This window comes from Tenacibaculum insulae, assembly GCF_964512435.1.
GTDB classification, from domain to species: domain Bacteria; phylum Bacteroidota; class Bacteroidia; order Flavobacteriales; family Flavobacteriaceae; genus Polaribacter; species Polaribacter insulae_A.
In genome coordinates this window covers 1,234,086-1,255,558 of sequence record NZ_OZ208512.1, presented here as the reverse complement: position 1 = coordinate 1,255,558, position 21,473 = coordinate 1,234,086, and the positions used below count along the sequence as shown (strand labels likewise).

At 30.5% G+C, this 21,473-nt stretch carries 17 protein-coding genes; 12 read left to right on the top strand and 5 right to left on the bottom strand.

Annotated features, from left to right (window positions below):
• Window positions 1–44 precede the first annotated feature (44 nt).
• Window positions 45–839 carry a universal stress protein gene (locus ACN5J5_RS05780; protein ID WP_418646358.1) on the top strand — a complete coding sequence of 265 codons (795 nt, stop codon included), beginning with the start codon at window positions 45–47 and terminating at the stop codon, window positions 837–839.
• Window positions 840–1,102: 263 nt separating this feature from the next.
• On the opposite strand, the gene mutS is transcribed toward ACN5J5_RS05780, so the two are convergent.
• On the bottom strand, window positions 1,103–3,676 hold the full coding sequence (mutS, locus tag ACN5J5_RS05775) for a DNA mismatch repair protein MutS (RefSeq protein ID WP_418646357.1): 2,574 nt from the start codon (window positions 3,674–3,676) through the stop codon (window positions 1,103–1,105).
• Between the two features lie 138 nt (window positions 3,677–3,814).
• Between mutS and ACN5J5_RS05770 the strand changes: the two genes are divergently transcribed.
• The 6 genes from ACN5J5_RS05770 to ACN5J5_RS05745 all read left to right on the top strand — a co-directional run bounded on the left by ACN5J5_RS05770 (window position 3,815) and on the right by ACN5J5_RS05745 (window position 10,080).
• Window positions 3,815–4,342 (top strand): RNA methyltransferase, encoded by a 528-nt coding sequence (locus ACN5J5_RS05770; RefSeq protein WP_418646356.1) that lies wholly within the window; start codon window positions 3,815–3,817, stop codon window positions 4,340–4,342.
• A 308-nt stretch (window positions 4,343–4,650) separates the two neighbouring features.
• Window positions 4,651–6,432 carry a tetratricopeptide repeat-containing sensor histidine kinase gene (locus ACN5J5_RS05765; protein ID WP_418646355.1) on the top strand — a complete coding sequence of 594 codons (1,782 nt, stop codon included), beginning with the start codon at window positions 4,651–4,653 and terminating at the stop codon, window positions 6,430–6,432.
• Window positions 6,425–7,102: a response regulator transcription factor gene (locus ACN5J5_RS05760; RefSeq protein WP_418646354.1), complete on the top strand. Its 678-nt coding sequence runs from the start codon at window positions 6,425–6,427 to the stop codon at window positions 7,100–7,102. The genes ACN5J5_RS05765 and ACN5J5_RS05760 overlap by 8 nt, the downstream gene beginning before the upstream one ends.
• A gap of 698 nt (window positions 7,103–7,800) precedes the next feature.
• Window positions 7,801–9,282 carry a glycerol kinase GlpK gene (glpK, locus tag ACN5J5_RS05755; protein WP_418646353.1) on the top strand — a complete coding sequence of 494 codons (1,482 nt, stop codon included), beginning with the start codon at window positions 7,801–7,803 and terminating at the stop codon, window positions 9,280–9,282.
• A gap of 6 nt (window positions 9,283–9,288) precedes the next feature.
• Entirely contained in the window at window positions 9,289–9,834 is a 546-nt protein-coding gene (locus tag ACN5J5_RS05750) for a pyridoxamine 5'-phosphate oxidase family protein (RefSeq protein WP_418646352.1), read from the top strand.
• Between the two features lie 108 nt (window positions 9,835–9,942).
• A complete protein-coding gene (locus tag ACN5J5_RS05745) occupies window positions 9,943–10,080 on the top strand; it encodes a hypothetical protein (RefSeq protein ID WP_418646351.1) in 138 nt (45 codons plus the stop codon).
• Window positions 10,081–10,167: 87 nt separating this feature from the next.
• Here ACN5J5_RS05745 and ACN5J5_RS05740 read toward each other — a convergent pair whose 3' ends face one another.
• The gene (locus ACN5J5_RS05740) at window positions 10,168–11,346 is read right to left on the bottom strand and encodes an acyl-CoA dehydrogenase family protein (protein WP_418646350.1); all 1,179 of its coding nucleotides are present in this window, start codon (window positions 11,344–11,346) and stop codon (window positions 10,168–10,170) included.
• 126 nt (window positions 11,347–11,472) lie between these two features.
• On the opposite strand from ACN5J5_RS05740, the gene rnpA reads away from it, so the two are divergent.
• From rnpA to purD, 4 genes are all read left to right on the top strand, one after another.
• Window positions 11,473–11,856, top strand: coding sequence for a ribonuclease P protein component (rnpA, locus tag ACN5J5_RS05735; protein WP_418646349.1), 384 nt, complete (start codon window positions 11,473–11,475; stop codon window positions 11,854–11,856).
• Window positions 11,846–13,471, top strand: a complete 1,626-nt coding sequence (locus tag ACN5J5_RS05730) for a S41 family peptidase (protein WP_418646348.1) — start codon at window positions 11,846–11,848, stop codon at window positions 13,469–13,471. The genes rnpA and ACN5J5_RS05730 overlap by 11 nt, the downstream gene beginning before the upstream one ends.
• 42 nt (window positions 13,472–13,513) lie before the next feature.
• Window positions 13,514–15,193 carry a DUF6909 family protein gene (locus tag ACN5J5_RS05725; RefSeq protein ID WP_418646347.1) on the top strand — a complete coding sequence of 560 codons (1,680 nt, stop codon included), beginning with the start codon at window positions 13,514–13,516 and terminating at the stop codon, window positions 15,191–15,193.
• A 152-nt stretch (window positions 15,194–15,345) separates the two neighbouring features.
• Complete coding sequence (purD, locus tag ACN5J5_RS05720) at window positions 15,346–16,620, top strand: phosphoribosylamine--glycine ligase (protein WP_418646346.1); 1,275 nt, start codon at window positions 15,346–15,348, stop codon at window positions 16,618–16,620.
• A gap of 232 nt (window positions 16,621–16,852) precedes the next feature.
• On the opposite strand, the gene ACN5J5_RS05715 is transcribed toward purD, so the two are convergent.
• Window positions 16,853–17,896, bottom strand: coding sequence for a sensor histidine kinase (locus ACN5J5_RS05715; protein WP_418646345.1), 1,044 nt, complete (start codon window positions 17,894–17,896; stop codon window positions 16,853–16,855).
• A 49-nt stretch (window positions 17,897–17,945) separates the two neighbouring features.
• Window positions 17,946–18,644, bottom strand: a complete 699-nt coding sequence (locus ACN5J5_RS05710; protein ID WP_418646344.1) for a response regulator transcription factor — start codon at window positions 18,642–18,644, stop codon at window positions 17,946–17,948.
• Between the two features lie 184 nt (window positions 18,645–18,828).
• On the opposite strand from ACN5J5_RS05710, the gene ACN5J5_RS05705 reads away from it, so the two are divergent.
• Entirely contained in the window at window positions 18,829–19,542 is a 714-nt protein-coding gene (locus ACN5J5_RS05705) for a 3'-5' exonuclease (RefSeq protein WP_418646343.1), read from the top strand.
• A 2-nt stretch (window positions 19,543–19,544) separates the two neighbouring features.
• Here ACN5J5_RS05705 and ACN5J5_RS05700 read toward each other — a convergent pair whose 3' ends face one another.
• The gene (locus ACN5J5_RS05700; RefSeq protein ID WP_418646342.1) at window positions 19,545–21,407 is read right to left on the bottom strand and encodes an ABC-F family ATP-binding cassette domain-containing protein; all 1,863 of its coding nucleotides are present in this window, start codon (window positions 21,405–21,407) and stop codon (window positions 19,545–19,547) included.
• Window positions 21,408–21,473 lie beyond the last annotated feature (66 nt).

The window sequence follows — 21,473 nt, the reverse complement described above, 5'->3', positions numbered from 1 at the left end:
TATTACTTGCTGTATCAAAATAATAAAGTCATCAAAAATATTTTATGAAACATATATTAGTTCCTATTGGATCGTCAGAAAACTCGATAAACACCTTACAATATGCTATAGATTTTGCAGCAACTATTAACGCTAAAGTATTTGTAATGCGTGCCTATAAAATTTTATCAAAAGCTGGTGCATTTGTAACTGCCGATGATACTATGCAGCGAGAAACTAATTTATATTTACGTACTATGATTAATGCTGTTGATAAAAAAAACGTAACTATAAATATGATTTCTGCAAAAGGAAATGTGTTAGAAAGCATTACTGCAATAAACAGAAAATTACATATCGATTTAATTATTTTAGGGCCAAAAAGCAACTCTATTAAAGAAGAAGTGTTTTTAGGAAACACCTCTGGAAGTATTTTAAAAAAGACAGACATACCGATGTTAGTTATTCCTGAAGGATATGTTTTTTCTCCTATTAAAAAGGTATTAACTGCTTTTAAATCAGGAATTGTTAATCAAACAAATGTATTAGCGCCTTTGCATAAAATTATAACCACTTTTAATGCAATTTCTAATTTACTGTTAGTAAAAACACCTTCGTACACAGAGGAAGATTTAATTATAGATGCTGATTTAAAAAAGGAAAAAAACAGCTTAACAATTACTGAAAATGCGACTACTTTTCAAGGAGTTTTAGAGCACTTTCAATCTCATAATCCCGATTTATTGTGTGTTTTTAGGAGAAAAAGAGGGTTTTTTCAAAAGTTATGGGAAAAGAACACCATTCTAAAAAAAGAATTTTACTGTACTATTCCGGTACTTGTTTTAAGAGGAAAATTATAAAATTAATAAGCTGTTTAGAGAGGTTTTTTAATCGCCCTTCTGAATTTATTTTAGAATCGCATCATGCAGAGAACTAATCTGCATGAGAACCTGAAATAAATTCAGGTTGACGAAAATTTATCTTTCTAAGCAGTTTTATTTTGTAACTGAAATATCTTTTAGTTGAAAAAAGTTCAAAATTGTCATTCTGAATTCATTTCAGAATCACATCATGTAGAGAACTAATCTGTATGAGAACCTGGAATAATTCAGGTTGACAAATCTTATTTTTTCACCAACATTCGTTTAATTTCATTCAACTTCATTAAAGCTTCAATTGGTGTAAGTGTATCAATATTGGTTGCTAAAATTTCTTCGCGAATATCTTCTAATAAAGGATCATCTAACTGAAAAAAACTCATTTGCATTTCTTCGTGCTGCGATTCTTTTAACACTTCTTTTACCTCTTTATTTGCGTGATTTTCCTCTAACTGTTTTAATATTTTTTGCGCTCTATGAATTACCATATTCGGCATTCCAGCTAGTTTTGCAACGTGAATACCAAAACTATGATTACTACCGCCAGCAACCAATTTACGTAAGAAAATAATGCTATCTTTTAATTCTTTTACCGATACATTAAAGTTTTTTATACGCTTAAATGTAGTGGTCATTTCATTTAACTCATGATAATGCGTAGCAAATAATGTTTTTCCTTTTGATGGATGTTCGTGTAAATATTCGGCAATTGCCCAAGCTATTGAAATTCCGTCGTAAGTAGACGTTCCACGACCAATTTCATCTAACAACACCAAACTACGTTCTGATATATTATTTAAAATAGATGCTGTTTCGTTCATCTCTACCATAAAAGTAGATTCTCCCATCGAAATATTATCACTGGCTCCTACTCTAGTAAAAATTTTATCAACAATTCCAATTCTAGCATTTTGTGCAGGCACATAACTTCCCATTTGCGCCAATAAAACAATCAATGCTGTTTGACGTAATATTGCTGATTTACCCGACATATTGGGTCCCGTAATCATAATTATTTGTTGCTGATTACGGTTTAAAACCACATCATTTGCTATATACTCTTCACCAATTGGTAATTGCTTTTCAATTACCGGATGGCGACCGTTTTTAATTTCAATATCTGTGCTTTCATCAATTATAGGACGCACATAATTATTATCCATCGCCAAAGTTGCAAACGACAATAATCCATCAATTTTAGCCACATTTTGTGCATTTTGTTGCACTGGCTGTACAAAATCGATAATAAATTGGACTAATTTTGCAAAAATGGTAGTTTCTAATTGCTGAATTTTTTCTTCGGCTCCTAAAATTTTAGTTTCGTATTCTTTTAATTCTTCTGTAATATAACGTTCAGCATTTACCAACGTTTGTTTACGAATCCATTCTTCAGGAACTTGGTCTTTATAACGATTTCTTACTTCAATATAATATCCAAAAACGTTGTTAAAAGCTATTTTTAAACTCGATATTCCTGTTCTTTCGGTTTCTCGAGCCAACATCATATCTAAATACTCTTTTCCTGAGTTGGATATATTACGTAATTCATCTAACTCAGTTGAAACTCCGTTTGCAATCGCATTTCCTTTATTAATATTTACAGGAGCATCTTCTAATAAACTTTCGGTAATTTTATCAATTAACAACTTACAATCGTGTAACTGTTTACCAATTGCTTTAACCGCTTTATTATTACTTTTTTCTGCGGATGTTTTTATCGGTAAAATTGCTTTTAACGAGTTTTTTAATAAGATAACTTCTCTTGGCGAAACCTTACCCGTAGCCACTTTTGATATTAATCTTTCAATGTCAGATATTTGCTTTAATTGATACGTTACTGTTTCGTAAAAAGTATCATTATCAATTAAAAATTTTACCAATTCGTGACGCTCTTTTATTTGCGATAAATCTTTTAAAGGCAACGCTAACCAACGTTTTAATAAGCGTCCGCCCATTGGCGAAATAGTTTTATCAATTACGTTTAATAACGATACCGAATTTATGTTGTTACCTCCATATAGCTCTAAATTCTTTACTGTAAAACGATCCATCCACACATAATTATCTTCAGCAATTCTGCTAATTGATTGTATGTGTTCTATTTTATTATGTTGTGTTTCCGACAAATAATACATCGCCGCTCCACCAGCTATAATTCCGCTTTCTAGCTCCGCAATACCAAATCCTTTTAAGGTTTTAACTTTAAAATGATTTTGCAATAATTCGGTTCCGTATTCTTTCTGAAAAACCCAATCATCTAAATAAAAAGCATGAAAACGATTGGTAAACAATTCTAAAAATCGCTGCTTGTATTTTTTTTCGACTAAAACTTCACTTGGCGTAAAATTTTGTAATAATTTATCAATGTATTCTTCGTTTCCTTGCGCAATTAAAAACTCTCCTGTAGAAACATCTAAAAACGAAATTCCTACTGTTTTTTTACCAAAATGAACTGCAGCTAAAAAATTGTTAGACTTTGATTGTAGTACCTCATCATTTAACGCAACCCCAGGAGTAACCAACTCTGTAACACCACGTTTTACAATGGTTTTTGTCATTTTAGGGTCTTCTAACTGATCGCAAATAGCAACTCTTAATCCAGATTTCACCAACTTAGGTAAATAGGTATTTAACGAATGATGCGGAAAACCTGCCAAGGCTGTTTCACTTTCGCTACCAGCGCCTCTTTTGGTTAAAATAATTCCTAAAACTTCGGATGCTTTTACAGCATCTTCCCCAAAGGTTTCGTAAAAATCACCCACTCTAAAAAGTAACATTGCATCCGGATATTTTAGTTTAATACCGTTGTACTGTTTCATTAATGGAGTTACCTTTTTTACCTTTGTTTTTGCCAAGTTTATGGAATTTTTGGATTAGTTTTGCGAAGATATAAAAGTTTAGAGTTTCTTTTCTTTCAAGTTATTCACAACTTTTTATTTTTAGTAAAAACAAACGTTATGAGAAAACTAAAAAACAACGAATTAGGACGATTATCGGTTGATGAATTTAAACAAACTGAAAAAACACCCATTATTGTGGTGTTAGACAACATCAGAAGTTTAAATAATGTTGGTTCGGTTTTTAGAACTTCGGATGCTTTTTTAATTGAAAAAATATATCTCTGCGGTATTACAGCAACTCCACCTAACAAAGAAATTCATAAAACTGCCTTAGGAGCTACCGAATCGGTTACTTGGGAATATGTAGAGGATACTTTAACATTAGTAAATAAATTAAAAAAAGAAGATGTTTTTGTTGCTTCAATTGAACAAGCTGAAAATAGTATAATGTTGAATAATTTTACTCCTAAAAAAAATCAAAAATACGCCATTGTAATGGGTAACGAAGTAAAAGGAGTACAACAAGAGGTTGTTTCTGCTTCGGATGCTTGTATTGAAATTCCGCAATTAGGTACCAAACATTCATTAAATATATCTGTAAGTTGCGGAGTAGTACTTTGGGATTTATTTAGTAAACTAAAATAAGTTCTTCTTTTTTTGTTGTTGTTCTTTAAACATTTTATTTTAGATGTTTAATTAAAATAAAAAATTATGATAAGTGAAAATTTACAAGAAACAGCAATGATATTAAGTCCAGACCCTGATAAACCTACCACTGGAGGAGGAAGTAGTAGCGGAGGTGATGATCCTAAAGACTAAAAAAACATAAAAACCACCTTATTAGGTGGTTTCATCATTATATGCGTATATATTTTCTACTCCTTTTTTGTTGCTCTACATTAGTTGGGCAAAATACTACTCCCGATTATACTAAGTATAAACAAGGATCTTTAATGTTTAAACTTAATATGGATAAAGCTTTGTCTTTTTTTAGAGAAAGGAATTTAGACTCTTTTAAAAAATATAGCCAATACTCTTACACATTAACTAAAGAACCTAAAAACTTACAGAAGGTTCATTTTTACCTAGCTACATACTATAAATATAGCAATGTTAAAGACAGTGCATACTTTCATTACAATAAATCAAAAAATATATTATTACATATAGGAGATAGCATTAGCGCTGGAAGAAGAATGGTAAATATTGCTGATATTCAATATAATGAAAATGATTTTATAGGAAGCGAAATCACCTCTATTGAGTCTTTAAGGTATATAGAAAAATATGATGCTACTACCTTAAAACATGATGATTTACATATTGTAAAACATAAAATTTACAGAAAATTAGGTCTTATCGCTTCTAAAAAAAATAAATTAAATGACGCTTTAAAGTATTATGACTTAAGTTTATTACAATTAAAAAAAGATTCCGTATTAAATATAAAACTAGAATTAGGCTTACTAAACGACAAAGGACTTTTATATCAATTTTTTAATCAACATAAAAAAGCAATTACTTTTTTTAAAAAAGGATTACTTAGAGATAGTATTCAGTTAAAATACCCTGCAGAATATACTTTATTGTTAGAAAACTTAGCTGCTAGTAATTTTTTATTAGGAAACAAAAAAAAGGTATTAGCACAATACAAAGAAGTTTTAGCCATAAATGAACAGTTAAACAACATCGGTTCTCTAAGTATTACACATATAAATATTTCTAATTACTATCGCGATAGTAATCAAAAAGAAAAAGCAATTTACCACTCTAAAGAAGCTTTAAAATTTGCCCAAAAAGCAAATAGTAATGAAAATTGGTTAAAAGCCTTATTAAATCTTTCTAAATTAACTAAAGGAAAAGAATCTAATCAATATTTACAAGAATATATTCGTTTAAACTATCAAATACTCCAAAAAGAGCGTTTGTTAAAAAACAGATTTGCAAAAATAGAATATGAAACAGAAAAAAAAGAAAAAGAAAATACCGTTTTAAAATCTGAAAATGAAAAAAAACAAGCAGAGATAACCTATCAAAAACAACAAAAAATAATTGGCTGGTTGTTTGCTGCTAGTAGTATTTTACTCTTAGGTTTAAGTATTATGTTTTTTTTTCAAAGAAGACGAAAATTATTATACCAAGCACAATTAGAAAGAATACAGGCTAGAGAAGATGAGCGTCAACAAATTGCTAAATCTTTGCACGATGAAGTTGCTGGAGATTTGCGTTTATTACATCGAAAATTAGAAAAATCTAATTTAATTGAAGAAGCAAAAAAACTTGATGATGTTAAAGAAAACGTACGAAATTTATCGCATCAATTAAGTAGTATTAGTTTTGATAAAGTTACTTTTAAAGATCAAATAATAAATTTAGTAAGCGATTATTTTGAACTTGATTTTAGAATAACCGTTAAAGGATTACACGAAAATCAATGGAAAACAATAAACGATGCTATAAAACGTTTGTTGTATTTAAGTATGCGAGAAAGCATACAAAATTGCAAAAAATATGCACAAGCCAGTAAAGTAACTATTAACTTTACTGTAGAAAAAAAATATGTACATTTGAATATTGCTGATAATGGCATCGGTTTCGATACTAAAATCAGTAAAAAAGGAATTGGTTTACAAAACTTACAAGAACGAATTGAAGGCTTAAATGGTACTTTAATTATTGATAGTAAAGTAGGTAACGGAACTAAAACAAGTATTCAAATCCCCTTAAATGCCTAAAAAAATAAAAATACTTTTTGTTGATGATCATCAATTAATAATTGACGGGATTATATCAAACTTAAAAGATGTTGACAATTTAGATATAGAAACTACTAATTCTTGCGATGAAGCTTTCTCTAAAATAAAAACAGCTTTACATAGCAATCCTTTTCATATTGTTTTTACCGATTTAAGTTTTGACAATCATAACGGAAACGTTAATTTAGATGGTGGTGAAGCTTTTATAAAAGCAATTCAACAACAAGAAATAAATATTAAAACTGGCGTTATCACTGGGCATTCAGAAACTAACAGAGTTTTTAACGTAATTCATAACTTAAATCCGTTTGCTTATATTTTAAAAGGAAATTGTAGTACTGATGAACTTAGCTTTGCAATTCAAAAAATGTTAAAAGGCGAAGTGTATTATACACATCAAATACATCAAAAACTTTTAAAAAGAGCTTTAATAGAAATTCAAATGGATGAAGTTGCTATTCAAATTTTAAAAGAATTACCAAAACATCCAAAAATTTCAAATTTAGAAGGTTTTATAAAAAAAGCAGATGGTACTATAGTTAAAGCACGCTCTATAGAAGGTAAATTAGCTAAGCTTCGTACCGATTTGCAAGCCAACAACAATACAGATTTAGTTTTAAAAGCGAAAGAATTAGGGATCTTAGATTAAGGTTTTGCAGTAATCTGCACTTTTTTTTGCGGTAATCCCCTTTTTAACTTAAAGTACTACTGATATCTTTGTAAAAGAATTTAACATTCTTGGGAGAATTCTGAAAAAGAGAAAAACAAATAAACCTTACGTTTAAAGCGTAAGGTTTATTTGTTTTATAAAACTACCTAAATCCTTTCACGGAAATCTGCACTTTTTTTTGCGGTAATTACTTTCTAAAACTAAAAAGTCACTTATATATTTGTAACATCATATTTCAAAGGGGATATAATGAAAAATGATATTTAAGGGAAACTAACCTTCTAGAAATTTCTAGAAGGTTTTTTTTATTTTAAAAAACTAATAAACTTATTGTCAATTAAATACTGAGTGAAAACACAGTTTTTTTTGCGGCAATCCCTTTTACAAATTTAAAATGCTGTTATATATTTGTAATGTTCTTTTGAACAAAATTTAAGGGGTATAAATTAAAATTTTAAAAAAATGGGGATTTTTTTATTAAAAAAAACTACACGTGTTTTTAACGAGTTTCTATTAACTTTATCTGAGTTAGGTAAAGGTGCTGGTTACGCTTTAAAACACTAGTGTTAGTAAACTAAGGGATAAAAACCAACTTGATAAAATTATCAAGTTGGTTTTTTTATTTACCTAACTTTAAATTGTAAATTGCTTTCTAATTTACATTATAGGTTTTTTAAATGGCAAAATATATTGTTGCCTTAGATCAAGGTACTACTAGTTCTCGCTCGGTAATTATTAACGAGACTGGAGAAATCATAGCAATAAATCAACAAGAATTCAAACAATTTTTTCCGCAACATAGTTGGGTAGAACACGATCCTGAAGAAATTTTACAATCGCAACTTTCTACTTTAAAAGAAACGATTCAACAGGCAAAAATTCATCCATCAGAAATTGTAGGAATTGGTATTACCAATCAGCGTGAAACTACTATAGTTTGGAATAAAAACACCGGTAAACCTATTTACAATGCTATTGTTTGGCAAGACAAACGAACTGCAGATATTTGTGAACAGTTAAAAGAAAAAGGCTTACAAAATCATGTAAAAAAAACTACAGGATTGGTTATTGATAGTTATTTTTCGGCAACAAAAATAAATTGGATTTTAAACAATGTTAAAGGAGCTAGAGCGCAAGCTGATAATGACAATTTATTATTCGGAACTGTTGACACTTGGTTACTTTGGAATTTAACAAACGGAAAAGTACACGCAACCGATTACAGTAACGCTTCGCGTACAATGTTATATGATATTAAAAATTTGTGTTGGGACACAAAATTATTAAACGAGCTTGCTATTCCTATTTCAATGTTGCCCGAAGTAAAACCATCTTCTTATCATTTTGGTAATTTTAAGTTAGAGGAATGTACAATTCCTATTGCAGGAATTGCTGGCGACCAACAAGCTGCTCTTTTCGGACAAGCATGTTTTAATAAAGGGGAAGCTAAAAATACATACGGAACTGGTTGTTTTATGTTGATGAATACCGGCGAAAATCTTGAATATTCTAAAAACGGATTGTTAACCACTATTGCTTGGGGAATTGATAACAAAATACATTATGCTTTAGAAGGAAGTGTTTTTGTTGCAGGATCGGCAATTCAATGGTTACGTGACGGATTACAAATTATAAACAATGCCGAAGAAAGCGAAATTTTAGCCAAAAGTATTACAGAAGAAAACCCTGTTTATGTAGTTCCTGCCTTTGCTGGTTTAGGTGCACCTTATTGGGATATGTATGCCCGTGGTGCCGTTTTTGGACTAACTCGCGATACTGGTAAAAATCACTTAATAAAAGCTACTTTAGATTCGCTTGCCTACCAAACCAAAGACATTTTAGAAGTAATGCAAAAAGATAGCGGTGTAAAACTAACTTCGTTAAAAGTTGATGGAGGTGCCGCTGCAAATAACTATTTAATGCAATTTCAGGCAGATATTTTAAATGCCCATGTTGAACGACCTGAAATTATTGAAACAACTATCATGGGTGCTGCATATTTAGCGGGGATTTGTGTTGGCTTATGGAAACAGGAAGATATTTTAAAAAGACGAAAAATTAACAACGATTTTTCTCCTTCTTTATCCGAAGAAAAAAGAAAAAAATTATACGCTAAATGGCAAAAAGCTGTTGAACGTACTAAAAACTGGATAGATTAAAATAATATGGCAAAATTTTATACTAAAATAACTTCTAGAACTCAACAATTTATAGCAGCTCAAAAAGTATTTTTTGTTGCAACAGCACCAAAAAATGGTCGAATTAATTTATCTCCTAAAGGAATGGATTCATTTCGTGTGTTAAATGAAAACCGTGTTGCTTGGTTAAGCGTTACTGGTAGCGGTAATGAAACCTCAGCACATTTATTAGATGATAATAGAATTACCATTATGTTTTGTGCCTTTGAAGGCGCAGCAAATATTTTACGTTTATATGGTACAGCAAAAGAGGTTTTACCAAAGGATGTTGAATGGAATAATTTAATTACTCAATTTCCTAAATTATCTGGAACACGACAAATTTTTGATGTAACTATAGAAAGTGTACAAACTTCTTGCGGAATGTCGATACCTTTTTATGAATACAAACAAGAACGCAACGAATTATTAGATTGGTCAGATGATATAGGCGAAAACGGAATTGAAAAATACTGGAATGATAAAAACCAAACAAGTATTGATGGTTTAAATACCAAACTTAAAAACGAATGATTTTTACACAAATGACATTTTTTTATGTAAAAAAATGAAAACATGATAAAAATCATGTTTTTAAGATATGTATATAATTATCTTTGAACCAGATTAAAAGAAAAGATTATGATACAATTGGTAAATACTCCTTTAGTTTCTTGGACAAATGGCACTATTATGATTGCTATTTTCGGACTTGTTTGTATTGGTTTAGTTACCTCTCTTCTACTTCTTATTAACAGTGGTAAGAAAAAAGAAGAATAAATTGTATTTATTTATAGTTTTTAATAGTTGATTTAGAAGAAGTGCTCTATTTATGTGTTGGTGGTTTAACTCTTAGAGCACTTCTTTTTATTTAAAAGCATTTAATCCGGTAATATCTAAACCTGTAATTAATAAATGCACATCGTGTGTTCCTTCATACGTAATTACACTTTCTAAATTCATTGCATGCCTCATAATAGAATATTCTCCTGATATTCCCATGGCTCCTAAAACCTGTCTTGCTTCTCTTGCTATTTTTATAGCCATATCAACATTATTTCGTTTTGCCATTGATATTTGAGCAGATGTTGCGCGACCTTCATTTTTTAACACACCTAACCTCCATGTTAATAATTGAGCTTTGGTAATTTCGGTAATCATTTCTGCCAACTTTTTTTGTTGTAATTGAAACTGACCTATAGGTTTACCAAACTGTGTACGTTCTTTAGCATAACGCAAAGCCGTATCATAACAATCCATTGCAGCACCAATTGCACCCCAAGCAATACCATAACGAGCAGAATCTAAACACAACAAAGGTGCTCCTAATCCCGATTTATTGGGTAATAAATTTTCTTTAGGCACTTTAACATTATCAAAAATAAGCTCACCAGTTATTGATGCTCTTAACGACCATTTATTATGTGTTTCGGGTGTAGAAAATCCTTCCATACCACGTTCAACTATCAATCCATGAATACGACCTGCTTCGTTTTTTGCCCAAACAACCGCAACATCACAAATTGGCGCGTTTGAAATCCACATTTTTGCACCATTTAATACATAATGGTCGCCCATGTCTTTAAACTTAGTTTCCATGCCTGCAGGATTACTTCCATGGTTTGGCTCGGTTAACCCGAAGCTTCCCATCCATTCGCCAGAAGCTAATTTTGGTAAATATTTTTTGCGTTGTGCCTCGTTTCCATAATTAAAAATGGGGCCCATTACCAACGAAGATTGTACCGAAGCGGTAGATCTAATTCCGCTATCACCACGTTCTAATTCTTGCATAATTAATCCGTAAGAAATTTGGTCTAAGCCAGCACCTCCATATTCTGTAGGAATGTATGAGCCAAAAGCGCCAACCTCAGCTAAACCACTTATTAATTGGGTCGGAAATTTTGCTTCTTGCGCAGCATCTTCAATAATCGGAGATACTTTTTTCTTTACCCATTCACGAGCTGTATCGCGAACAAGTTTATGCTCATCAGTTAACAAATCATCCATTTGATAATAATCAGGAGCATGAAATAAATCGGGTTTCATAAGTTTATTTTAAATTAATTACTGATTTTATATATGTTGATGATTGATCGTGGTTATACTAAAAGTATTACTTCAAAAATACTGAAAAAAATGGTTTTTAATATAGGTTTATGTATGTTTGTATAGATGAAATTTACGTTAGGAGAACAAGAGCGATTAAAGAGTAAAAAGCTAATAGGTAAACTATATGAAGAAGGAAAAGCTATAAAAGTTTTTCCGCTTCGAATGGTATACATACAAACCGAACATACCTCAAAATTTCCTACTCAAGTAGGCGTTTCTGTTCCTAAAAGGAATTTTAAAAGTGCTGTAGACCGTAACCGAATAAAGCGTTTGTTACGAGAAACTTATCGAAAAGAAAAATACACTGTTTACGATGCCGTTAACAAACCTTATGTATTTATGATTTCTTATATTGCAAGAGATGAGTGGAAATATGCCGATTTAGAGCATAAAATGAAGAAATTATTAACGCTTTTTGTAACAGAAACTACCAAGGATGAAAAATAAAAAAATACTTTTTTTTAGTAGCCTCGTTATTATTTCTCTTTTGTTTTCATTTCAGTCTCGTTTTTTTGAAATTGCAAAGCAAATAGAAATTTATAATAATTTATTTAAAACTTTAAATATAAATTATATTGATGAGATAAATCCTGGAGATTTAACTGATAAAGCAATTAAAAATACTCTTAAAAATTTAGATCCATACACCAATTTTTACAACGAACAAGATGTTGAAGATGCTCGTATTCGCCGTGAAGGGGAATATGGCGGTATTGGTATTTCTACTTTTTACACCAAAAAAGGAATTGTTATTGCTGATGTTCACAAAGGTTTTTCGGCAGATAAAGCTGGTTTAAAAGCTGGAGATATTATTACGGATGTAAACGGTCAGAAATTATCAGAAATAGAAAAAAGTCAATTCTCACAAATGATTAAAGGAACTCCGAATAAAGAAATTTCTTTAATCTTTATCAGAAATAAAACTGTTAAAAATGTACGTTTAAAGCTTGATAAAATTATTGTAAATCCAGTTCCTTTTTACGATATGATTGATGCCGAAACTGGTTATATCATTTTAACCCGATTTACCAATCAAAAAGCAACAGAACAAGTTGCTAAAGCTTTTACTGCATTGAAAGAAAAGGGAATGAAAAAATTAGTGTTTGATTTACGTAGCAACCCTGGAGGTTCATTGTTTGACGCCGTAAATATTACCAATTTATTTATTCCGAAAGGATTAAAAGTAGTAGATACTCGTGGAAAAATTAAAAAAAACAGCAGAACTTATAATACTAATAGAGAGCCTTTAGATACTGAAATTCCTGTAGTTGTTTTAATAAACGGGCGTTCGGCTTCGGCTTCTGAAATTGTTTCTGGAGCTTTACAAGACTACGATCGTGCCGTAATTATGGGCGAGCGTTCTTTTGGTAAAGGTTTGGTACAACGTTATTTTGAGCTGAATTATGGAACACAAATGAAAGCAACAATTTCTAAATATTATACGCCAAGCGGTCGTTGCATTCAGGAATTAGATTATGCCAATCGAGATATTAAAACAGGTAAAGTGCCTAAATTTTCTGACGGAACTGTAAGTTTATTTACCACTAAAAACGGACGAACAGTTTACGATGGTGGTGGTGTAACTCCGGATATAAAAATGGAGTTTTCTAAAAAAACATCCGAAACAAAAAAGCTTTTAGAAACAAGAGCTATTTTTAATTTTGCTACCGATTTTACCTATAACAATCCAACTTTTAACACCGAAAAATTTCAATTTAAACCTTCTGACTTCAAAAGTTTTAAAAATTACTTATTAAATAAAGACACTGCTTTTGTTACCAAAGAAGAAAAATTATTTAAAAAAGCTTACGTTTCAGTAAAAAACAACGCAAGTATTTTAACTGAATACAATACTATTCTTCAAAAACTAAAAAAAGAAAAAGTTAAAAAAATAGCACTTAACGAAGATGTTTTATCAAAAGAAATACAAAACGAAATTGTAAAAAGATATGTTTATAAAGAGGGCGCTTTTAAACATCAACTTAAAAATGATAAAACCATCAATAAAGCAGTAGCATTACTTAAAAATCAAAAAAAATATAGTGCTATTTTAACAAAGTAACATACTTCCTATAATTTGTATCTTTGTCTTTTAAAATAAAATATGTCAAAACCTAATCATAAAGAACGTACCAGAGCTCAAGAATCTACTAATGCCATCGAAAAATTATACATTTCTATGCGTCATTTATTTAGCCGTGGTTTTTATAAACCAATGGGAGTTTCTGGAGAAACATTACGTAAATCATTATTACAATTAAGACCCGAAATTTACGGATCGATCGCTGAAGATAAAACCGAATTAAACGGATTAACTTATATTATTGAACGATTACCAGAAGGAATTGAAGAATGTCAGTTTATCTATTTAACAGCCGATGAAGGTTATAGAAACTCAAAATTCAAAGCAATTGTTCCTCCAAAAAGAAGAAGAAATTGTTACCGAATTGATAAAGACCAAATGAATATTGAGATTACGCGTGGTCGCTCTGAAATTTATGATATTCTTACGCATCTTACTTTCTTATTTATCGAATCTCATAAAATTAAAGATCGTGTTGTTATTAACAACGGTGAAAGTTTTATTAGAGAATGGTTACATTTAGAAGATGTTGTTATTTATAACAAAACACTTACTGACGAAGAAAAAGACGTAATTGTTGTACATCTTGGTAATATTTTAGGAAGAACCTACGACGAGGTTTACGATGCTTACAATACGTTTGCTACTGATAAAAATCCGAATAGATTTTTTCATTTAATTTATTGGTTAGGTAAACTAGCTATAAACGAAACTGTTTTAGAGCAAAAAAGATCAGTAAAGTTTAGCTCTGTTTTAATTGAAGAAATTGGACATCATTTTTACGGTGAAATTTGGGCAAATAACATTAAAAAAAATCTTCTTGATAACAATTTATTAGAGCGTCCTATTCATATTATTAGCGCAAACATGCACAGTGTTATGAATAGTATTTACGCGCAAAATGCCTTGCCTAAAGAAACTAAAAAACACAAAGGTTTTGAACTTTTTGAGGTATTGAGTAATGCAAATAGCCAACCTTTACAAAAAGCAGTTAAAAAACACGCTTCAGAAAACGGATTGATTTATTTAAAAGACTCATCTGGAACCAATATTAATGTTCAGATTATTGATACTGAAAAAATTGATTTTGATACCACTACTTTTAATAAAGTAAATTCAACCGGAGAAAAACCTGTAATTATTGTGATGGATTACGCCTTTGGTGAGCAAGCTTACGAAACCATGGACGAGCTATTAAAACCTTATAAAGTTGGTAATAAAACGGTGCATTTAAATGTAGATTCTGTTTCTATAATGGGAAAAGCAGGTATTTTAGAAGGAGGAAAAGGTGATATTATGATTCCGTCTTCTCATATTTTTGAAGGTACTGCTGATAATTATCCGTTTAAAAATGAATTAACAAAAGAAGATTTAGAAGGTTTTGGAGTTCAATCTTTTGACGGAGCTATGGTAAGTGTTTTAGGAACATCTTTACAAAATAAAGATTTGCTAAAATTCTTTCACGATTCTACTTGGAATGTAATTGGTTTAGAAATGGAAGGCGCACATTACCAAAAGGCAATTCAATCCGCTTCTAAAATTAGAGGTAATGTACGAGAAGATATTAAAGTACGTTATGCTTATTACGCGTCTGATAATCCACTAGAAACAGGTGCAACACTTGCTTCGGGAGGTTTAGGAATGAGTGGCGTAACACCAACTTATGCAATTACTCAAAAAATATTAGAACAGATATTTTAATCGAGTGGCAACAGCCAAAAATAAATTTTAAAAAAGACTTCTTTTACTTAAAAAGAGGTCTTTTTTGTTTTTTATCTATTTTTTGAGAATTGTTTTGCTCATAGCCTTTTTTCTTGTTTTATATTTGCACTTACAACACAACAACACACAAAATGAATATCTTAATTTTAGGATCGGGAGGTAGAGAACATGCCTTTGCAAAAAAAATTGCAGAAAGTAATAAAACAAAAAACCTTTTTGTAGCACCTGGTAACGCAGGTACAAGTTCTGTAGCTACTAATATTGCTATCAATCCAACAAATTTTAGCCAAGTAAAAGAAACGGTTTTACAACACGAAATTAACATGGTCGTTGTAGGTCCAGAAGCACCTTTAGTAGATGGGGTACACGATTTCTTTTTAGCTGATGATGAATTAAAAAACATTCCTGTAATTGGCCCTAAAAAAGATGGCGCTTTATTAGAAGGAAGTAAAGATTTTTCGAAGCAGTTTATGATAAAACATAATATACCAACTGCAAAGTATCAATCATTTACATCAAAAACTTTATCCGAAGGAAAAGACTTTTTAGCAACGTTAACTCCTCCATACGTTTTAAAAGCAGATGGATTAGCAGCAGGTAAAGGTGTTTTAATTTTAAATGATTTAGAAGAAGCAAAATCAGAATTAGAAGAAATGCTTTCGAATCAAAAATTTGGAGAAGCTTCATCTACCGTGGTTATTGAAGAGTTTTTAAAAGGAATTGAACTTTCTGTGTTCGTTTTAACCGACGGAAAAAATTATAAAATATTACCTTCTGCTAAAGATTACAAACGTATTGGCGAAGGAGATGTTGGTTTAAATACGGGCGGAATGGGAGCTATTTCTCCAGTGCCTTTTGCTACGGATGATTTTTTACAAAAAGTTGAAGATTTAGTTGTTAAACCAACTGTTGACGGTTTACAAAAAGACGGAATTGATTATCGCGGATTTATTTTTATCGGATTGATGAACGATAACGGAAATCCATCAGTGGTAGAATACAATGTACGTATGGGAGATCCGGAAACTGAAGTTGTTTTACCAAGAATTGAGTCTGATTTAGTAGATTTATTTGAAGGGGTTGCCAACCAAACTTTAGGAGAAAAATCATACCAAGTTACCAATCAAACTGCAACAACAGTTATGTTAGTTGCTGGCGGATACCCTGAAGCATACGAAAAAGGAAAAGAAATTACTGGTTTTAATACTGTTGAAGATTCTATTGTTTTTCATGCAGGAACTACCCAAAAAGAGGGTAAAGTAGTTTCTAACGGAGGTCGAGTAATGGCTGTTACTTCTTTTGGTGATTCGATTGAAGAGGCACTAAAAAAATCATACAAAAGCATTGATAAAATTTCTTTTGAAGATATGAATTATAGAAAAGATATCGGCTTTGATTTGATATAAAACCATACTAAATACTTTTATAAAAAAAGCGTCGCTTAAGTTTAAGTGACGCTTTTTTACTCTAATTAAATTGATTAATCCCCCAATTATCAATATAATTTACTCTGTGTATTACACTACAAATATCTACATAAAAAACAGTTTAAAACACAACATTTGTACAGATTACTTGAAATTTTGTGTAATTAGCAAAAACTAGATTACAACTGGTTTTTAATAGTTTAAGTTGTTTTTACAACTCTTTTTCTAAGGTAAACGAAAATTCAGAACCTTTCCCAAAATCACTTTTTAATAAAATAGTTTCGTTGTGGGCTTCGATAATATGTTTTACAATAGATAAGCCTAAACCAGAGCCTCCCTGTTCGCGAGAACGACTTTGATCTACACGGTAAAAACGTTCAAATAATCGCGAAATATGTTCTTCTTTAATACCTTCTCCGTTATCAGAAATTTTAATGATAAATTTATTTAGGTTATAGTTTTCTACACTAACGGTAGTTACTCCATTTACTTTTCCGTATTTTATAGAGTTTACTATCAAATTAATTAAAACTTGTTCTATACGCTCAATATCACCTTTTACAAAACATGGAAAGTCGTATATTCTATCAAATCGTAAAGTAATATTTCGTTTTTTAGCTTTCATTTCAAAAAGATCAAAAACATTTTGAACGAGCTCTAAAATATTAAACGTTTCTACATTCATTTTCATTCCCTCAGTTTCTAACTTAGCAATCATATCTAAATCTTTAATAATTGAGGTTAACCTTTCTACTCCTTTATTAGCTCTCGCTAAATACTTAGTTCTTATTTCTTCATCTTCAGCAGCGCCTTCTATTAATGTTAAAATATAGCCTTGTACAGTAAAAAGTGGTGTTTTTAATTCGTGTGCCACGTTTCCTAAAAAATCACGCCTAAAAGAATCTCTTTGTGTTAAAACGGCTATTTCTTTACTTCGTTCTTCAACATATTTTTGCACACTTTTTGTTAATTCTTCAATATCGGTAGTTACATTTTTACGCTCTAAATCGTTAGCATCTAGTATAGAAATGTCTTCGTAAAGCTTTTTTATTCGTTGATAAATAAAATACTCTGCCCTATACTGTATGATAAAAAAAGAGATGATAAACATTACAAGGCCAAAAACAATAACTGCTCCGATACCCAATGATTTAATTAAAAGAAAGTACGATAATAAAGCGATTACTACAGATATTGAAGTAGAATAAAATGCCGACCAAAGGGCGTATCTGTATGTTTTTTTTATTTTTTTCATGATAAAAAAATAGATTGCTTAAAAGCAACCTACTATTTTTTTTGATTAATTATTTTTCTTCTTCCTCTAAAACAAATTTATAACCAACTCCTTTTACTGTTTTAAAAAAATCATCTCCTATTTTTTCTCTAAGTTTACGAATATGAACATCAATAGTTCTTCCGCCAACCACAACTTCGTTACCCCAAACACTATCTAAAATTACTTCTCTTTTAAATACTTTTCCTGGTTTTGAAGTTAATAGCGATAACAATTCAAACTCTTTTCTTGGTAAGGCTATTTTCTCTTTTCCTTTAAAAACTACATATTCATCTCGGTTAATAACAATATCTCCTACTTTTGTAGTTGAACTTGCTTTTTCATCGGTTTTTAAACGTCGTAATAACGATTTTACCTTGCTTACCAATACCTTTGGTTTTACAGGTTTTGTTATATAATCATCGGCACCAGCATCAAAACCAGCCATTTGCGAATAATCTTCTCCTCTGGCAGTTAAAAAAGAAATAATAACATCTTCTAACGATTTTATATTTCTAATTTTTTCGCAGGCTTCAATACCATCCATTTCTGGCATCATAATATCTAATAATATTAAATGCGGCGTTACTTTTTTTGCAATTTTTACTCCTTCTGCTCCGTTATTAGCTGTAAATACCTGATATCCTTCTGCCTTTAAATTGTAACCTACAATTTCTAAAATATCTGGCTCATCATCAACCAATAAAATTTTAACATCATTCGTGTTCATAGACTCATTTTATGTTCTGTTACTCAAAAGTAACCATAATATTATAAAACTTCTCCTCCTACATTTAACTTAACATTCATTTAATCATTCATAAACCTTGGCTTAAATATCAACCTTAATTATAATACGCTACTTTCTTTTATTTCATACGGTTTTGTATCTTTATAAAAATTGATTTGAAAAAATGCTACAAAAAATTAACCTGCAAAATATCTTATTTTTAGATATTGAGACCGTTCCGGAAGTTGAAAATTTTGCTGATTTATCCGAAGAAAAACAAGAACTCTACGCTTTAAAAACACAATATCAACGAAAGGATGAAATTGAAGTTGCCGATTTTTATCATCGTGCGGGTATTTGGGCAGAATTTGGAAAAATAATCTGTATTTCGGTCGGGTATTTTGTAGAAAATGATGGAAAAAATCAATTAAGAGTAACTTCTTTTTCTGGTGATGAAACTACAATTTTAACTGATTTTAAACAATTACTTGATAAACATTTTAATCAAAATAAACATTTATTGTGTGCCCATAATGGTAAAGAATTCGATTTTCCGTACATAGCACGTAGAATGATTATTAATCGAATAGATTTACCAAAAAAACTCGATTTATTTGGTAAAAAACCATGGGAAGTTCCGCATTTAGACACACTAGATTTATGGAAATTTGGCGATTACAAACACTATACTTCTTTAAAATTATTGACTTCTATTTTAGGTATTCCTTCGCCCAAACAAGATATTGATGGCAGCGAAGTAGCCAACGTGTATTATAAAGAAAAAAACTTACCGCGTATTGTTAAGTATTGCGAACGCGATACAATTGCTGTAGCGCAACTTTTGTTACGCTTTTTAAACAAACCAATAATTGAAAATACCGATATTATAAAAGTTTAAATTTATTCGCCTTCTATTTTCATAGAAAGCTCTAACCAGCGCTCTTCTTTTTCTTCTAAATCATCAGATATTTGCTGGAGCTCTACTGATTTATCATTAATTTCTTCTGGAGAAAATTCAGCTCTATTAAATTTTCCCTCAATCGTTTCTTTCTTTTTCTGAAGTCTTTCAATGTCTTTTTCTAATAAGCCCCATTCACGTTTTTCATTAAAACTTAAAACACCCTTTTTAGTTGTTTTAACTGGTGTTATAATTTCTTTCTTTACTTCTTTAACCTCTTTTACTTTAGAGTCTTCATAAGCTCTAAAATCAGAATAATTACCAGGAAAATTATCTATTTGTCCTTCACCTCTAAACACAAATAAATTATCTACAATTTTATCCATAAAATAACGGTCGTGAGAAACCACCATTAAGTTACCCGGATAATCTAATAAGAAGTTTTCTAATACATTTAGTGTTACAACATCTAAATCGTTAGTAGGCTCATCTAATATTAAAAAATTAGGATTCTGAATTAAAATAGCACACAAATACAATCGTTTTTGCTCTCCACCACTTAATTTTTCTACAAAATCGTGTTGTTTTTTTCTATCAAACAAAAAACGCTCTAATAACTGACCTGCAGATATTTTTCGTCCTTTAGATAATGGAATGTATTCTCCAAATTCTTTAACTACTTCTATTACTTTTTGTCCTGGTTTTATTACAATTCCGCTTTGCGTATAATACCCAAACTTAACTGTTTCACCAACAACAACTTTTCCACCATCTAATGGTATACCACCAGTTAACATGTTTAAAAAAGAAGACTTTCCTGTACCATTTTTACCAATAATACCAATACGTTCGCCGCGTTTAAATACATAATCAAATCCGTTTAAAATTACTTTATCATCAAACGATTTATGCATTTTATGAAGCTCTATAATTTTGCTTCCTAAACGTTCCATATTAATTTCTAACTGCACTTCGTGTTCGTTACGACGTTTGTGCGCTTTTTCTTTAATTTGATAAAAATCATCAATACGAGATTTAGATTTTGTAGTACGTGCCTTTGGTTGACGACGCATCCAATCTAATTCTTTTTTAAATAAGCTTTTAGCTTTTCCTAAATTCGTGGCTTCTAAAGCTAAACGCTCTTCTTTATTTTGTAAGTAATACGAATAATTACCTTTGTATTTATATAATTGTCCGTTGTCTAATTCTATAATTTCGTTACATACACGCTCTAAAAAGTAACGATCGTGAGTAACCATAAATAAGGTGATTTTTTCTTTAGCAAAAAAAGCTTCTAACCATTCAATCATTTCTAAATCTAAATGATTGGTAGGCTCATCTAAAATTAATAAATCTGGTTTTTTAATCAATACGATTGCCAATGCCAAACGCTTTTTTTGTCCACCAGAAAGTTTTTCTACTTTTAATTGTAGGTTATCTAACTTTAATTTCGATAATATTTGCTTGTATTGCGTTTCAAAATCCCATGCGTTATGCTGTTCCATTAACTCAAAAGCTGCTTGAAAAGCATCTACGTTATCAGGATTTTCTACTGCTTTTTCGTATTGTTTAATTACTGATAACACTTTATTATCGGTAGAAAAAATAGTTTCTTCAATCGTTAAATCGGCATTTAAATTATCCGCTTGCGATAAATAAGCAATATCTATACCTTTTCTACTAACAACTTGCCCAGAATCTGCTTCATCAACACCTGCTACAATATTTAAAATAGATGTTTTTCCACTTCCGTTTTTAGCAACAAAAGCTATTTTTTGATCTTTATTAATTCCGAAAGAAATGTTATCAAATAACACTTTTTCTCCGTATGCTTTTGCTATGCCTTCGACCGATAGGTAATTCATCTTCTTAATTTTATGCAAAGAAACAAAAAACCCGAGCAAATTGCTCGGGTTTTATTTATTTAATAA

Excerpts from the sequence above, each read along its gene's own strand:
- ACN5J5_RS05700 (WP_418646342.1), bottom strand. The coding sequence starts at position 21,407 with ATGAATTACCTATCGGTCGAAGGCATAGCAAAAGCATACGGAGAAAAA.
- mutS (WP_418646357.1), bottom strand. The coding sequence starts at position 3,676 with ATGAAACAGTACAACGGTATTAAACTAAAATATCCGGATGCAATGTTA.
- ACN5J5_RS05710 (WP_418646344.1), bottom strand. The coding sequence starts at position 18,644 with ATGAACACGAATGATGTTAAAATTTTATTGGTTGATGATGAGCCAGAT.
- glpK (WP_418646353.1), top strand. The coding sequence starts at position 7,801 with ATGGCAAAATATATTGTTGCCTTAGATCAAGGTACTACTAGTTCTCGC.
- ACN5J5_RS05715 (WP_418646345.1), bottom strand. The coding sequence starts at position 17,896 with ATGAAAAAAATAAAAAAAACATACAGATACGCCCTTTGGTCGGCATTT.
- ACN5J5_RS05770 (WP_418646356.1), top strand. The coding sequence starts at position 3,815 with ATGAGAAAACTAAAAAACAACGAATTAGGACGATTATCGGTTGATGAA.
- rnpA (WP_418646349.1), top strand. The coding sequence starts at position 11,473 with ATGAAATTTACGTTAGGAGAACAAGAGCGATTAAAGAGTAAAAAGCTA.
- ACN5J5_RS05765 (WP_418646355.1), top strand. The coding sequence starts at position 4,651 with ATGTTTAAACTTAATATGGATAAAGCTTTGTCTTTTTTTAGAGAAAGG.
- ACN5J5_RS05760 (WP_418646354.1), top strand. The coding sequence starts at position 6,425 with ATGCCTAAAAAAATAAAAATACTTTTTGTTGATGATCATCAATTAATA.
- ACN5J5_RS05725 (WP_418646347.1), top strand. The coding sequence starts at position 13,514 with ATGTCAAAACCTAATCATAAAGAACGTACCAGAGCTCAAGAATCTACT.
- ACN5J5_RS05750 (WP_418646352.1), top strand. The coding sequence starts at position 9,289 with ATGGCAAAATTTTATACTAAAATAACTTCTAGAACTCAACAATTTATA.
- ACN5J5_RS05745 (WP_418646351.1), top strand. The coding sequence starts at position 9,943 with ATGATACAATTGGTAAATACTCCTTTAGTTTCTTGGACAAATGGCACT.
- ACN5J5_RS05705 (WP_418646343.1), top strand. The coding sequence starts at position 18,829 with ATGCTACAAAAAATTAACCTGCAAAATATCTTATTTTTAGATATTGAG.
- purD (WP_418646346.1), top strand. The coding sequence starts at position 15,346 with ATGAATATCTTAATTTTAGGATCGGGAGGTAGAGAACATGCCTTTGCA.
- ACN5J5_RS05740 (WP_418646350.1), bottom strand. The coding sequence starts at position 11,346 with ATGAAACCCGATTTATTTCATGCTCCTGATTATTATCAAATGGATGAT.
- ACN5J5_RS05780 (WP_418646358.1), top strand. The coding sequence starts at position 45 with ATGAAACATATATTAGTTCCTATTGGATCGTCAGAAAACTCGATAAAC.
- ACN5J5_RS05730 (WP_418646348.1), top strand. The coding sequence starts at position 11,846 with ATGAAAAATAAAAAAATACTTTTTTTTAGTAGCCTCGTTATTATTTCT.